Origin of the sequence: Novosphingobium sp. HII-3, assembly GCF_002916655.1 — a bacterium.
Classification (GTDB): Bacteria; Pseudomonadota; Alphaproteobacteria; order Sphingomonadales; family Sphingomonadaceae; genus Novosphingobium; species Novosphingobium panipatense.
This window is the reverse complement of record NZ_PPSM01000014.1, coordinates 680,773-692,880: the sequence shown is the minus strand read 5'-3', so window position 1 is coordinate 692,880 and position 12,108 is coordinate 680,773. Positions and strand designations below refer to the sequence as shown.

Genomic DNA, 12,108 nt, shown 5'->3' with positions numbered 1-12,108 from the left:
TGCGGCCCCCGGTGCAATCGTCGCGCAGAGGTCATTGTCCGCGCTGTGCCGAAACGAGAAATTCGATGTTGCCCTCGGGCCCCTTGATCGGGCTCTCGACGATCCCCTGTATCGTCCAGCCTTCGCCCTCCAGCCATGCGCGCACCTCTTCGCAGACGCGGGCATGGAGCGCCGGGTCCCGCACCACGCCGCCCTTCCCGACCTCGCTGCGCCCCACCTCGAACTGGGGCTTGATGAGAGCCACGAGACGGCAACGCGGCGCCGCCAGCCGGAGCGGCACCTCCAGCACCTTCGCCAGCCCGATGAAGCTGGCATCGCACACCACCCAGTCACAGGCTGCGTCGATCTGCTGAGGTGTCAGGATGCGGGCGCTGGTCTGTTCCAGAACAGTGACGCGCGGATCGGTGCGGAGCTTCCATGCGAGCTGGTTGGTCCCGGAATCGACCGCAAAAACCCGCGCCGCCCCGTGCTTCAGCAGGACATCGGTGAACCCGCCCGTGGAGCTGCCGATGTCCATCGCCACCGCTCCATTTGGATCAAGCCCGAAATGCTCGATGGCGTGCGCAAGCTTGATCCCGCCGCGCGACACCCACGGGTGGTCCCGGCCGCGCACCTCGATCGGAGCGTCCGCCTTCACAGACTGGCCGGGCTTGGCGATCTTCGTCTCCCCTGAGAAAACCAGTCCGGCCAGCACAAGCGCCTGTGCCCGGGTACGGCTTTCCGCCAGCCCCCGGTCTACGAGCAACTGATCGACGCGCAGTTTCGCCGCCTTGGGCGACGGCGTGTTTTCGACGGAACGGGGCTTTGTTGGGTCGGTCATGGAAAGGTACGCACTTGAGATGAGGCGCGCCTCATTCCATACCATGCCCATGAAGGCAAATCCGCGCAGCCGCGCCAATTCGTTCGCAAAGGGCTTTCTCCCCCGCATCCTTGCCGCCAGCGCCGCATCGACGGGGCTTCTTGCCGGATGTGTCCCCCCACCGCCCTCCATGCCGACGCCCCCTCCGGCACAGGAACCGGCCGCGCCTGCGCCAGCGCAGCGCCCCGCGCCCTCCCGGCCGCAACTGGCGCCCAATACGGACTGGCGTGATGCTGCCCAGACGGCGGGACAATGGACTTATGCGGCCAATGGCACGGCATCGGGAGCCACCTTCGGCAGCGGGCAATTCGTCGTCCAATGCGATCCGGGACGCAGCACGATGACGCTTCTGCGGGCCGGCCCATCCGGCGCCGGTTCGGCAACACTCACCATCATGACCTCGACAGGCACAAGCACCCTCTCCGGCACTCGCTCTGGCCGCGGCATCGGTGCGACCGTCTCCCCGCGGGACCCCGTGCTTGACGCCATGGCGTTCAGCCGCGGCCGATTTGCCGTCGCCGCGCCCGGAGAGCCGACGCTTTACCTGCCGAGCTGGACAGAAATCTCGCGCGTGATCGAGGACTGCCGCTGAGACGGAGGCACCATTCAGAGGCGCTTCGACGGTGGAGGAAGGCATGCAGACGCCGGCCCGATACACCTGAGGCAGGCAGTTGGACAGCAGCCTCCAAGTTGTCGCAAGGCTGGGGATAACAGGCCGAAGCAAGGATCATGACGCCAAATATTTTCATTGCAAGTCTTGTTGTGCAACGCGAAATCACCCAAATATAGCAGCAAGACGACGGTCCCGGGATACGCGCCCGGGTCTTTCCGAAGTCCCAGTCGCTACATGCGGCGCACTATGGCTCAACAGCGCGAAAGGAGGTGATCCGATGTCTCATGGTTCAGCAGAGAGGTCGGCAATTTCCGTCGCGGAGCATTATTGTCGTTAAACGGACGATAAAGGCTTCGCTGGCGGCACTTCCCGGCCGCTGACCATGCGAAGGGCCGTACCGGACCGCCGGTGCGGCCCTTCTCATTTGGCGATGCTCCGATTTTGCCTCCCTCAGGCTTCGTGCTAAGACTGACACCTGAAGAAGCATAATTGCTTTTGGGTTGTGTTCCGTGAAATTTTAGTTCACCGGCGCAATCCTGTTGCAGACAGAGGAACACGTTCGATGGCGATTCTCGCCGATGCCGGCCTGACTTTCACGACTCTTGCCAATTCCGCCCTGACCAGCGACGAAGCGCGCGCCGCAGTGCTCGCCAATCCGGGTTTCGGCACGCATTTCACCGATCACATGGTGACCATCGATTGGACGGACGGCAAAGGCTGGCATGACGCTGTGATCGGCCCTCGTCAGCCGATCGCGCTCGATCCGGCGGCGGCGGTGCTCCACTACGCGCAGGAAATCTTCGAAGGCCTCAAGGCCTACAAGCAGGCTGACGGCGCCATCGCGCTGTTTCGCCCGGAAGCCAATGCCGCGCGCTTCAACCAGTCGGCCCGTCGTCTGGCGATGCCGGACCTGCCGGAAGCCGTGTTCGTGGAAGCCATCGAAAAGCTGGTCCAGCTTGATCGCGCCTGGATTCCCGAGGGCGAAGGCGCGTCGCTGTACCTGCGCCCGTTCATGATCGCAACGGAAGCCTTCCTGGGCGTTCGCCCGGCACGGCAGTACAAGTTCATCGTCATCGCCAGCCCGGCCGGCAACTATTTCAAGTCCGGCGCGCCCGCCGTTTCGATCTGGGTTTCCGACTATACGCGTGCGGCTCCGGGCGGCACCGGCGCCGCGAAGTGCGGCGGCAACTACGCCGCCAGCCTCGTGCCCCAGGCAGAGGCGATCGCGGCCGGCCATGACCAGGTCGTCTTTCTCGACGCCGCCGAGCACAAGTGGATCGAGGAACTCGGCGGCATGAACCTGTACTTTGTGTTCAACGACGGCACCCTTCTCACGCCCGAACTGACCGGCACCATCCTGCCGGGCATCACCCGCGACAGCCTGCTCCAGCTCGCCCGGGAAGAGGGACTGACCGTCAGCGAAGGCCGCTACAGCCTGGACGAATGGCGCGCGGATGCCGCCTCGGGCAAGCTGGTGGAAACCTTCGCCTGCGGTACCGCCGCGGTCGTCACTCCCGTCGGCAAGGTCAGCGGCCGCGATGGTGAGTTCACCATCGGAAGCGGCGGCCCGGGCCAGCTCACTGGCAAGCTCAAGAACCGGCTCGTGTCCATCCAGCGCGGAGATGCGCCGGACACCCACGGCTGGATCCGCAAGATCGCGTGACCCCAACAGGAACCGCCCTGCCCGGCCACCCTGCCGGGCGGGGTAGCCTGTCCTGCGCCTCCGCGCGCAGCTTGGTCAAACGCGCGGGATGAGCGCCCTTGTGCACGCAGGCGATCTTGTCGTGCCCGTGAGGCAGGCTTACCTGTGGGGGCGTATTTTCACCTCCCAAGGAGTTCCCCCACATGGCCGATCTCACTTACACTCCTCCCAAGGTCTGGACCTGGGACCAGCCGAACGGCGGCGAGTTTGCGAGCATCAACCGCCCGACCGCCGGAGCCCGCTTCGAGCGTGAGCTGCCGCGTGGAGAGCATCCTTTGCAGCTCTATTCCCTGGGCACTCCCAACGGCCAGAAAGTCACGATCCTGCTGGAGGAGTTGCTCGCCGCAGGGCACCCGGCCGAATACGACGCCTGGCTGATCTCGATCGCGGACAGCGACCAGTTCTCCTCAGGCTTCGTGGCGGTAAACCCCAATTCCAAGATCCCCGCCCTGCTCGACCTGTCCGGACCCGAGCCTGTCCGCGTGTTCGAATCCGGCTCGATCCTGTTCCACCTTGCCGAGAAGTTCGGCGCCTTCCTCCCCGGTTCCGGCCCGGCGCGGACCGAGTGCATGAACTGGCTGATGTGGCAGATGGGCACCGCGCCGCTTCTGGGCGGCGGCTTCGGGCACTTCTACGCCTACGCACCCGAGAAGTACCAATACCCCATCGACCGCTACGCGATGGAAGCCAAGCGCATCTTCGATGTCGCCGACAAGCGCCTTGCCGAGACGCGCTACCTTGCCGGTGACGAATACACGATCGCCGACATCGCCGCCTACGGCTGGTTCGGCGGCTTTGTCCGCGGCGACGCCTATGGCGATGCGCAGACCTTCCTCGACGTACCGAGCTACACGAACCTGATGCGCTGGGGCCAGGAACTGGGCGACCGCGAAGCCGTCCGCCGCGGCCGGATCGTCAACCGGAAGGGCGAAGGCCTTTTAGCTGAACGCCACAGCGCCGCGGATATTGACGCGGTATTGGCTGGTTGAAAGATGAGCCGGAGCTGACGAAACCCCTTTTCAGCGCCGGAACAAACCGCTAAGCGCGCCTCTCTCACGAGAGGCCGCTTCAGCCGCGGCCGATCCGCTGGGGCGTCGCCAAGTGGTAAGGCACCGGTTTTTGGTACCGGCATTCGCAGGTTCGAATCCTGCCGCCCCAGCCAGTTTCTTCTTTAAGCTTCGAAAGCACGCGGACCTGATGGCTCCGCCTCCGCCTGCGAGATCCCGGGTTCGGGAACGCGCAGTGGCGGCACAGTTTATCGGCCGTAGATGCGGTCCAGAACCTCTGCGCTGCGGAGGAAATGCACGGCCTTTTCGTCAAATCGGGGGGAGCGGGCCAGTTGCTTGGCCCAGACGGCGGCGGAGCGGGCGCCCCATTCGTCCGGCGGGTCGGACAGACGCGTGGCCGAGGTGCCGTCAAAGCGATCGGCGGTGAAGTCGTAGAAGGAGCCCTCCACGTTGCGCAGGGCCGCGCCGCCCTTCGTGCCGTAGAAGGCCGCCTCGATCACGGCGTCACGCCCGGCATTCAGGCGCCAGGAACAGGCCAGCCGCACCTGCGCGCTGCCGGCCTTGAACTGCGCGGTGGCGTAATCCTCCACGGCTCCGGGCTCCAACGGGCGTCCGCCGCTGGTGAGCCGGGCATCCACTGCGGACACTTCCGGGAAGCCCATCGTCCAGAGCGCAAGGTCGACCAGATGGACGCCGAGGTCCACCACGCATCCCCCGCCGGACTGGGCCGGATCGTAGAACCACGGCTTGTCCGGCCCGTAGGCGTTGTGGAAGGTCAGGTCGATCCCGAAGATATCGCCCAGTTCGCCTGTGCGGACGAGGTCGGCAATGTGTCGCATGGCTTCGGTATGGCGGTAGGAGAGGTCTACTCCCAAAAGGCGGTCGGCGGCCTTTGCCGCAGCGATCACCGCCTCCACTTCCGACGCCGTTCGGCCGAGCGGCTTTTGGCAGAACACCGCCTTCCCAGCTTCAAGCGCTCGAATCGCCTGCTCCGCATGAAGTGCGCTTGGCGTGGCGATGACGATCGCATCGACATCGCTGTCGAGCATAGCCTCCAGCGTCGCGACCTGCTGCGCCGCAGGTGCGACGGAGGAAGCCTCACGGGCACAGTCAGCGCTCGGGTCGCAGATCGCGGCGGCTTCGACGGCCCCGGTCGCCAGCATGGCTTCCATGCGATGACGCCCGATCCAGCCGGTGCCCAGGAACCCGATGCGCGGCTTCACGGCTTGCTCCAGAACCTCCGGCAGGTTCTCATCCAGATCGATCATCCTCGTTCCCCTCTCAGCCGAACGTCACCAGCGCCTTGACGAAGTTGCCCGGCTTGTCGCGCGTGGCGTCCAGCGCCTCGCTCAGACGCTCAAGCGGATAGCGGTGCGTATAAAGCGCAGTCGGATCGAGACGACCACCGGCCACGGCGTCCACCGCCTCACGCAGCCCTTGCATCTGCACGCGTGGGTCACGCTCATGCGCGTTGATGACATCGATGCCCTTCCAGTTCCACATCTGCATGGAGACCTGCCGCGGGCCGTCCTGATGGTATCCGGCGACCACAAGGCGGCCGCCGAAACCCACCAGTTCCCCTGCGAGGTCGAGGGGCCATTGCTTGCCCACGCATTCGATTACGCGTTCGCACATGGCTTCGCCGGTCAGCGCCTTCACGTCTTCGATGATCCTCCAGTGATCATCCATCACGATGACCTCGGCGGCGCCGTAGCCTTTGGCAAGCTCGAGCGATTCGCGACGCCGCGAGATCGCGATGACGCGCGCGCCGGCGTCCGTCGCCAGCTTGGTCAGCACCGCGCCAAGGAAGCCGATCCCGATGATCGCCACGGTCTGACCGGGCTGGATGTCACTACGCCGGAAGATGTTGAAGGCGCAGCCCAGCGGTTCCCCGGGGAATGGCTGGCTGTCCAGAGCTGCGGGTAGCCGGATCGCCATCCCCGCTGAAGCGATGTCGTATTCCGCGAAGGCGCGGTACGACAGCGCGGCCACGCGATCGCCGGGCGAAAAAGCGTCGACACCCTCGCCCACCGCATCCACCATGCCCCAGGCTTCGTGGCCCAGACCGCCGGCTTCGCCCGGGTAGCTCATCCACTCCTGCCCTGCCCAAGGCTCGAGGTTCGAGGCGCAGACACCGCACCCCTCTACCCGGATGCGGATCTCGCCGGGCGCCGGTTCGGGCTTTTCCACTTGCGTTATCGCGATGCGGCCCGGGGCTTCCAGCACGGCTGCGCGCATCATGCGTTGACTTCCTGCAACTGTTCACACTCCAACTGTGTTTTCGGAAGCATGAAGGCTCCCGATCGCGAAATGGCCGCAGCCCTGCGTGAAAATATTGCCAACCTCACCGCGCGCCAGCAGGCCGAGGCGGAGAAGGCGCCGCTGAGTGACCGCATCGCCGACCGCATCACCGCTTTCACCGGCTCCATGGTCTTCGTCGCGCTGCATCTGCTGATCTTCGGCAGCTGGATAGTGATCAATCTGGGCTGGTTGCCGATCGTCCGGCCGTTTGACCCAAGCTTCGTGGTGCTGGCGATGGTCGCCTCGGTGGAAGCGATCTTCCTGTCCACGTTCGTGCTGATCAGCCAGAACCGCATGGCGGCCATGGCGGATCGCCGGGCGGACCTCGACCTGCACGTCAACCTGCTGACCGAGCACGAGCTTACCAAGCTGGCCAGCATCGTCAGCCGCATCGCGGAGCGGCTCGGCGTCGACGTGACTGACCCCCAGTTCGAGGAGATCCACAAGGACGTCGAGCCGACGCAGGTGCTCGACGCGCTGGACGAGCGCCGGCGCGAGCAGACTCTGAAGCGCTGAAGCGCGCCGCTCGTGAGGCGTCATGCGGCCGGCTGTGCGATGAAGGCTTCGAAAGCTGCATGCGCTTCGTCGTCCGGCATCTGGACCGGCGGATGCTTGCAGAACCAGGCGGCGGCGGGCAGTACCGGCCCGGCCAGGCCGCGCTGCCGGGCCAGCTTGGCGCAGCGGATCATATCGATCGCGACGCCGGCGCTGTTCGGGCTGTCCTCTACCGACAGCCGCAGTTCCAGGTTCATCGGTACGCCGCCGAAGAGCTGCCCCTCCATGCGCAGGAAGCAGACCTTGTTGTCGTTTTGCCAGGCAACGTAATCGCTGGGACCGACGTGAATGTTCTCATCCTCCAGACGGACCTGCGCGACCGACTGCACGGCTTCTGTCTTCGATTCCTTCTTGGAGGCAAGCCGGGTTCGGTTCAGCATGTTGAGGAAGTCTGTGTTGCCGCCCGTGTTCAGCTGGTACGTGCGGTCCAGCTTCACGCCGCGCTTGCGGAAGAGGTCCGTCAGAACCCGGTGGACGATGGTGGCACCGAGCTGGGCCTTGATGTCGTCCCCGATGATCGGCACCCCGGCCGCCTCGAAGCGCCGCGCCCACTCCGGATTGCTGGCGATGAATACGGGGATGTTGTTGACGAACGCAACGCCCGCCTCAAGCGCACATTCCGCGTAGAACTCGCTGGCCTGCTGCGAGCCGACCGGGAGGTAATTCATGAGAACGTCGACCTGTGCCTCGCGCAGGACGGCGATGACGTCCTCCTTGCTCGGCTCCTCCTCACGCGCGACCCTGAAGGTACGCTCCTCGGGATAGTCGGCCATGTGGTCGGCCACCCCGTCCAGCACGCGGCCCATGCGCACGACGGCGCCGGTGTCCTCGATGGTCGGGCAGAATACCGCCGTGCAGTTCGGCTTGGCGAACACCGCGCGCGCGACGTCCTGGCCGACCTTGCGCTCGTCAACGTCCCAGGCCGCGACGACGTGGATATCGCTCGGGCTGTAGCCGCCGAGGTCGTAGTGCGAAAGCCCGACGAGGTCGTTGGCTCCGGACCGATAATGCTCGATGCCCTGGACGAGGGAACTCGCGCAATTGCCGATGCCGACAATAGCGACGTTAATGCCGTGGCGGTCAGGCGAAAGCATCAGGCAATGCTCCGTTCGGCGCTGAGACGTTCGTCCCGGTCAAAGTTGAGAGGTGACAGCTCCGGCGCGGAAAGGTCGAGCCCATGGGGCACCGGCGGGGCGGCGATCTCCAGGCTCTTTCCAGCCGGAGCGTAGCGGTCGATCATCCAGGCGCAGAAATCCGCGAACGCCTGCGGATCGCGCGCGGGACTGGTATGGTGCGGCGCAAGCCCCAGGTGCTGCGGGGTGAAGCAGAAGGTCACGGTGACGTCGAAGTCCGCAAGCGCTTCCATCTGGCGGTCGAACCAGTCGACCGCGTTGGGGCGGAAGCTGTCAGCCCACGAAAGGCCGGTGCGGATCCGCTTCGTGCCGAGCCGCTTCATCCAGCTGACGGCTTCGTCGAGGCGAGGGTCCTCGAAATGGAACCATTGCATCAGCCCGATTTCGGCGGCGTGCTGGGCGTAAGTCTCAAGGGCGGGCTTCGGCGTACCATCCTCCCGGATCAGGCCAAGGTAGAAGTGGCGGTAGTAAGACGAGCCCTCTGCCTCCCGGTGCCGCGTTTCCGCGCCCCAGCTCATCGGCAGGTCGAACAGCGAATACCAGAAGACGCGGGGTGCAACCCCCTTCAGCAGTTGAGCGGTACGGTCCAGCCCGAAGACCTGCACTTCCTCGGCGCCGAAGGAGCTGACGCCCACTTCTGTCACCCAGACCGGCTTATCCGTGACAGCCTTGATCTCGGCGATCTTGGCCGGCCAGTCAGCGAGCGGCCACAGGTTCCAGTCCAGCGGGAAACCATGCACCGCCACGACATCGACCGCGTCGAGCGCTCCATGCCGCTCAACCAGCCGCAGCCAGTGCGGATCGATGGGGGACATGCCGCCAAGAACACGCGTCACGGAAGGATTCACCTCGCGGATCGCCTGCCCCGCCGCGACGACGTGTTCCGAGAACAGTTTCCAATCGGGGTCCAGCCCCGGATCCCAGTGAGACTTGTTGTTCGGCTCGTTCCAGATCATTGCCGCTTCGATCAACGGTCTTCTCCTCGGGCTGGGTAAACTGCGGCTGGACCGTAGCCGGCGAAAGGCACTTGGGCAGTGCGGCAAAGATAGACGTCGGGCTGGGGATGGGCGACGATGCTGAAGCCCGCCGCGCGAAGCATCGCCTGACTGCAGGCGGCATTGGGCGCCCACCAGTTCGTCCAGTCATGGGCGAACTCGTGCTCGATGAAGTGCATCTTGGGATAGCCGGGATCATCGAAGTACGCGGGAGGCTGGGTCGTGCCGGGCATGAAGAACGGATGATCGCGCGGAACCTCCAGCACCTCGTCCGAGCCCTGCTGCAACGTCTGGAACAGCATCATGTCACCCGCCACGTGCTCACGGATGAGATCGAGGGCCAGCAGCGGGTGGCGCAGGTGGTACAGGACGCCCATGAAGATCACGAGGTCGAACCGTTCGCCCAGGGTGGCCACGTCGTAGACCGACAGGTTGCGGAACTCGATTCCCTTGAAACCCAGCGCCTCGCTGGCAAGGCGGGCCTGCGCCAGGTACCGGTCATCGCTGTCGATACCCACCACCCGCGCGGCGCCCCGGCGCTTCATCTCGACCGAGTAGAACCCGGCGTTGCACCCGATGTCGAGCACCGTCTTGCCGGTGAGGTCCTCTGGCAGGACGTGCGCGAACGTCTCGAACTTGAAGCTGGGATAGTCACCGAGGAAATGCTCCGGCGCCGTCGTCGTCCCTCCGCCGAGATCGATGTTGTGAAACCATGGGCCCAGTTCCGCGATGCGGGAACGCAGCTCCGTCGAGTCGTGCGGTCGAAGAGATGCGGCGGCTGGGCGCAATGGAAACCCTCCAGATGGACGTGCATGAAACAGGGATTTCACGCGCGAAGAAAGATGCTGTCAACTCGCCAGCCAACGATGATCGTACCAACCTGTTCCCCTGCATCTACAAAGATTGGAAAATACTAACCCTTGTTAAATGCAGGTACTAACCTGAGTTTGATCTTCATCGTAGTTGGTGGCTCAAGGGATACACTTTGCTGTTCGTGCATTTGCCCCCTCATGCCCGACCTCATGCCCGATTGGACCCAAGCCATGCGTGCAGAGCGTTACGACGCCGCCTGGGCCATCGCCGATGCCGTGCTCAGATCGCGCGATCCGCAGACCCGCGACGATCCGACGCGCCCCTACCACGAGAGGTGGGTCTGGGACGGCGAGCCTGTCGACGGGCGCGACGTGCTCGTCCGCTGCTATCACGGGCTTGGCGATACACTTCAGTTCGCACGTTTCCTGACGCCTCTGGCGCAGCGCGCCGCGTCCGTGACGCTGGAGACGCAAGGGCGGCTGGTTCCGCTGCTGCGGCAGATCCCCGGCTTGTCGCGCATCGTGAGCATGGATCCTGCCTCGCCCCTGCCCCGGCGCGACTGCGATATCGAGATCACCGAACTCGACCTCGCCTTGCGCCTGCCGCCCTCAGCCGCTTCTGCACCCTATCTCACGACAACGCGGGCTATCCTGCCTGAAGGAACAGTCGCGCTCTGCCACGGGGCGGGAGAGTGGGATCCATCGCGCAGCATTCCGCCCGAGCTTCTCGCGCCGCTCTGCGGGGCCGCGCCGTGCATCACCCTCATGCCGGAAGAAACGACGCTGGACGTGCTGAACCCGCGGGGCTGCCCGCTGGACATCATGACCACGGCCTCCCTGATCGCGGGATCGTCCCTCATCGTGACGGTCGACACGATGGTTGCGCATCTGGCGGGCGCGCTCGGCGTGCCGACATGGCTCATGCTGAAGACAGAGCCGGACTGGCGCTGGGCGCCGGACCGCAAGACCAGCGCCTGGTATCCGAACACCCGCCTCTACGTGCAGTCCCGGCCGGGGGACTGGCCGTCCGTAGCGGAGCAAATCCTTCGCGATCTTGACGCTCGAAACCGTCGCAATGGAAAGGTGACGCAGTGATACATGCACCTTCTATCCCCGTGTCCTGGGGCGAATTGCTGGACAAGCTGTCCATTCTCGAGATCAAGCGCTCGAAGCTTCCGCCCGGCAGCGGCCTGGCGAACGTGGAACGGGAATACGCGCTCCTGAAAGATGCCGCCGCTCCCGTTCTGGAGAATGGCCGTGTGGCCACGCTTCTGGATCGGCTGCGTCGGGTAAACCAGATGCTGTGGGAGGTGGAGGATGCCATCCGCCAGCAGGAGGCCGATGCCCGTTTCGGCCCGCGTTTCGTGGCCCTCGCCCGCTCGGTCTACCAGACCAACGACACGCGCGCGGCCATCAAGCGGCAGATCAACCTCCTACTCGATTCCGAGCTGGTGGAGGAAAAGAGCTACGCCGCCACGCTGGCGCCGCTGTCGGTCGAACCGATCCTTACGGCCCGGCCCGCCGGTTTAGCGTGACCAGCCGCACGGCGCCTCCCTCGATTGAAAGCGTGGTGAGCGATGCGGGGTCGCAGTCGATCATGAAGATGCGATCAGTTGCGAGGCCGAGGACGTGCGCCACGACCGCGCGGATCACGTCGCAATGCGTGACGCAGAGCGCCGGCTCGTCCCGGGCTGCCAGGGAGAAGATGAAGCGGCAGGCGCGCTCCGTCACGTCCTTCATCGTTTCGCCGCCGGGACAGCGACAGGTCGCGCGTTCGGCATTCCAGCGCCCCCACGCCACGTCGCCCTCAAGTTCGCCGAAGGTGCGGCCGGTGAAGGCGCCGAAGTCGATCTCGTCGAGTTCAGGCGCGGGGAGAATAGCCAGCTCCTTACGCATAGCGACAGCTTCGGCCGTCTGCATGGTACGCCTTCGCGGGCTGCTGTGGATGGAAGCCAGCTGCGTACCCGCCAGTAGGCCGGCGAGTTCCTGCGCTTCGCGGGTTCCCGCCACGCTCAGCGCAATGTCGGAACGGCCGCTCAGAACGCGTCCGACTTCATCATGGTGTCCGTGGCGAGCCAAGTGAATCAAGGGCATGTTGAGCAGACCTAAACATGGATCAATAGGCCATCAA

Annotated in this window: 13 protein-coding genes and 1 tRNA gene; 7 read left to right on the top strand and 7 right to left on the bottom strand. The window is 65.0% G+C overall.

Features of this window, described 5'->3' with window-relative positions; translation table 11 throughout:
* Positions 1-31: 31 nt before the first annotated feature.
* Positions 32-820 (bottom strand): TlyA family RNA methyltransferase, encoded by a 789-nt coding sequence (locus C2R25_RS07140; protein WP_103728635.1) that lies wholly within the window; start codon positions 818-820, stop codon positions 32-34.
* Between the two features lie 49 nt (positions 821-869).
* Between C2R25_RS07140 and C2R25_RS07135 the strand changes: the two genes are divergently transcribed.
* The 4 genes from C2R25_RS07135 (at position 870) to C2R25_RS07120 (ending at position 4,336) form a co-directional block, all read left to right on the top strand.
* On the top strand, positions 870-1,451 hold the full coding sequence (locus C2R25_RS07135; RefSeq protein WP_103728480.1) for a hypothetical protein: 582 nt from the start codon (positions 870-872) through the stop codon (positions 1,449-1,451).
* A gap of 583 nt (positions 1,452-2,034) precedes the next feature.
* Positions 2,035-3,135, top strand: a complete 1,101-nt coding sequence (locus C2R25_RS07130) for a branched-chain amino acid aminotransferase (RefSeq protein ID WP_103728479.1) — start codon at positions 2,035-2,037, stop codon at positions 3,133-3,135.
* 182 nt (positions 3,136-3,317) lie between these two features.
* A complete protein-coding gene (yghU, locus tag C2R25_RS07125) occupies positions 3,318-4,163 on the top strand; it encodes a glutathione-dependent disulfide-bond oxidoreductase (RefSeq protein WP_103728478.1) in 846 nt (281 codons plus the stop codon).
* Between the two features lie 98 nt (positions 4,164-4,261).
* Positions 4,262-4,336 (top strand) — tRNA-Gln (locus C2R25_RS07120).
* Between the two features lie 93 nt (positions 4,337-4,429).
* On the opposite strand, the gene C2R25_RS07115 is transcribed toward C2R25_RS07120, so the two are convergent.
* Together C2R25_RS07115 and C2R25_RS07110 are read right to left on the bottom strand one after the other, a co-directional pair.
* Positions 4,430-5,449, bottom strand: a complete 1,020-nt coding sequence (locus tag C2R25_RS07115; protein ID WP_103728477.1) for a Gfo/Idh/MocA family protein — start codon at positions 5,447-5,449, stop codon at positions 4,430-4,432.
* A gap of 13 nt (positions 5,450-5,462) precedes the next feature.
* Positions 5,463-6,422 (bottom strand): zinc-binding dehydrogenase, encoded by a 960-nt coding sequence (locus tag C2R25_RS07110; RefSeq protein WP_199183774.1) that lies wholly within the window; start codon positions 6,420-6,422, stop codon positions 5,463-5,465.
* Between the two features lie 69 nt (positions 6,423-6,491).
* Between C2R25_RS07110 and C2R25_RS07105 the strand changes: the two genes are divergently transcribed.
* The gene (locus C2R25_RS07105) at positions 6,492-6,998 is read left to right on the top strand and encodes a DUF1003 domain-containing protein (RefSeq protein WP_233203799.1); all 507 of its coding nucleotides are present in this window, start codon (positions 6,492-6,494) and stop codon (positions 6,996-6,998) included.
* Positions 6,999-7,018: 20 nt separating this feature from the next.
* Here C2R25_RS07105 and C2R25_RS07100 read toward each other — a convergent pair whose 3' ends face one another.
* Genes C2R25_RS07100 through C2R25_RS07090 form a run of 3 tightly spaced genes read right to left on the bottom strand, consistent with a single transcriptional unit; the run spans position 7,019 to position 9,953 of the window.
* Positions 7,019-8,131, bottom strand: a complete 1,113-nt coding sequence (locus C2R25_RS07100; RefSeq protein WP_103728475.1) for an inositol-3-phosphate synthase — start codon at positions 8,129-8,131, stop codon at positions 7,019-7,021.
* A complete protein-coding gene (locus tag C2R25_RS07095) occupies positions 8,131-9,141 on the bottom strand; it encodes a glycosyl hydrolase (protein ID WP_103728474.1) in 1,011 nt (336 codons plus the stop codon). The genes C2R25_RS07100 and C2R25_RS07095 overlap by 1 nt, the downstream gene beginning before the upstream one ends.
* Positions 9,138-9,953: a TIGR04290 family methyltransferase gene (locus tag C2R25_RS07090; RefSeq protein WP_103728473.1), complete on the bottom strand. Its 816-nt coding sequence runs from the start codon at positions 9,951-9,953 to the stop codon at positions 9,138-9,140. The genes C2R25_RS07095 and C2R25_RS07090 overlap by 4 nt, the downstream gene beginning before the upstream one ends.
* Before the next feature lie 222 nt (positions 9,954-10,175).
* Here C2R25_RS07090 and C2R25_RS07085 point away from each other — a divergent pair, with 222 nt between their 5' ends.
* Positions 10,176-11,072: a hypothetical protein gene (locus C2R25_RS07085; RefSeq protein ID WP_103728472.1), complete on the top strand. Its 897-nt coding sequence runs from the start codon at positions 10,176-10,178 to the stop codon at positions 11,070-11,072.
* Positions 11,069-11,512 carry a DUF6165 family protein gene (locus C2R25_RS07080; RefSeq protein ID WP_233203798.1) on the top strand — a complete coding sequence of 148 codons (444 nt, stop codon included), beginning with the start codon at positions 11,069-11,071 and terminating at the stop codon, positions 11,510-11,512. The genes C2R25_RS07085 and C2R25_RS07080 overlap by 4 nt, the downstream gene beginning before the upstream one ends.
* Here C2R25_RS07080 and C2R25_RS07075 read toward each other — a convergent pair.
* A complete protein-coding gene (locus C2R25_RS07075) occupies positions 11,484-12,071 on the bottom strand; it encodes a histidine phosphatase family protein (protein WP_103728471.1) in 588 nt (195 codons plus the stop codon). The genes C2R25_RS07080 and C2R25_RS07075 overlap by 29 nt on opposite strands.
* Positions 12,072-12,108 lie beyond the last annotated feature (37 nt).

What these genes read in the sequence shown, in the direction of transcription:
- C2R25_RS07140 (WP_103728635.1), bottom strand. Translation starts at nt 820, where the DNA reads ATGACCGACCCAACAAAGCCCCGTTCCGTCGAAAACACGCCGTCGCCC.
- C2R25_RS07105 (WP_233203799.1), top strand. Translation starts at nt 6,492, where the DNA reads ATGGCCGCAGCCCTGCGTGAAAATATTGCCAACCTCACCGCGCGCCAG.
- C2R25_RS07135 (WP_103728480.1), top strand. Translation starts at nt 870, where the DNA reads ATGAAGGCAAATCCGCGCAGCCGCGCCAATTCGTTCGCAAAGGGCTTT.
- C2R25_RS07130 (WP_103728479.1), top strand. Translation starts at nt 2,035, where the DNA reads ATGGCGATTCTCGCCGATGCCGGCCTGACTTTCACGACTCTTGCCAAT.
- C2R25_RS07115 (WP_103728477.1), bottom strand. Translation starts at nt 5,449, where the DNA reads ATGATCGATCTGGATGAGAACCTGCCGGAGGTTCTGGAGCAAGCCGTG.
- C2R25_RS07075 (WP_103728471.1), bottom strand. Translation starts at nt 12,071, where the DNA reads ATGCCCTTGATTCACTTGGCTCGCCACGGACACCATGATGAAGTCGGA.
- yghU (WP_103728478.1), top strand. Translation starts at nt 3,318, where the DNA reads ATGGCCGATCTCACTTACACTCCTCCCAAGGTCTGGACCTGGGACCAG.
- C2R25_RS07100 (WP_103728475.1), bottom strand. Translation starts at nt 8,131, where the DNA reads ATGCTTTCGCCTGACCGCCACGGCATTAACGTCGCTATTGTCGGCATC.
- C2R25_RS07110 (WP_199183774.1), bottom strand. Translation starts at nt 6,422, where the DNA reads ATGATGCGCGCAGCCGTGCTGGAAGCCCCGGGCCGCATCGCGATAACG.
- C2R25_RS07085 (WP_103728472.1), top strand. Translation starts at nt 10,176, where the DNA reads ATGCCCGACCTCATGCCCGATTGGACCCAAGCCATGCGTGCAGAGCGT.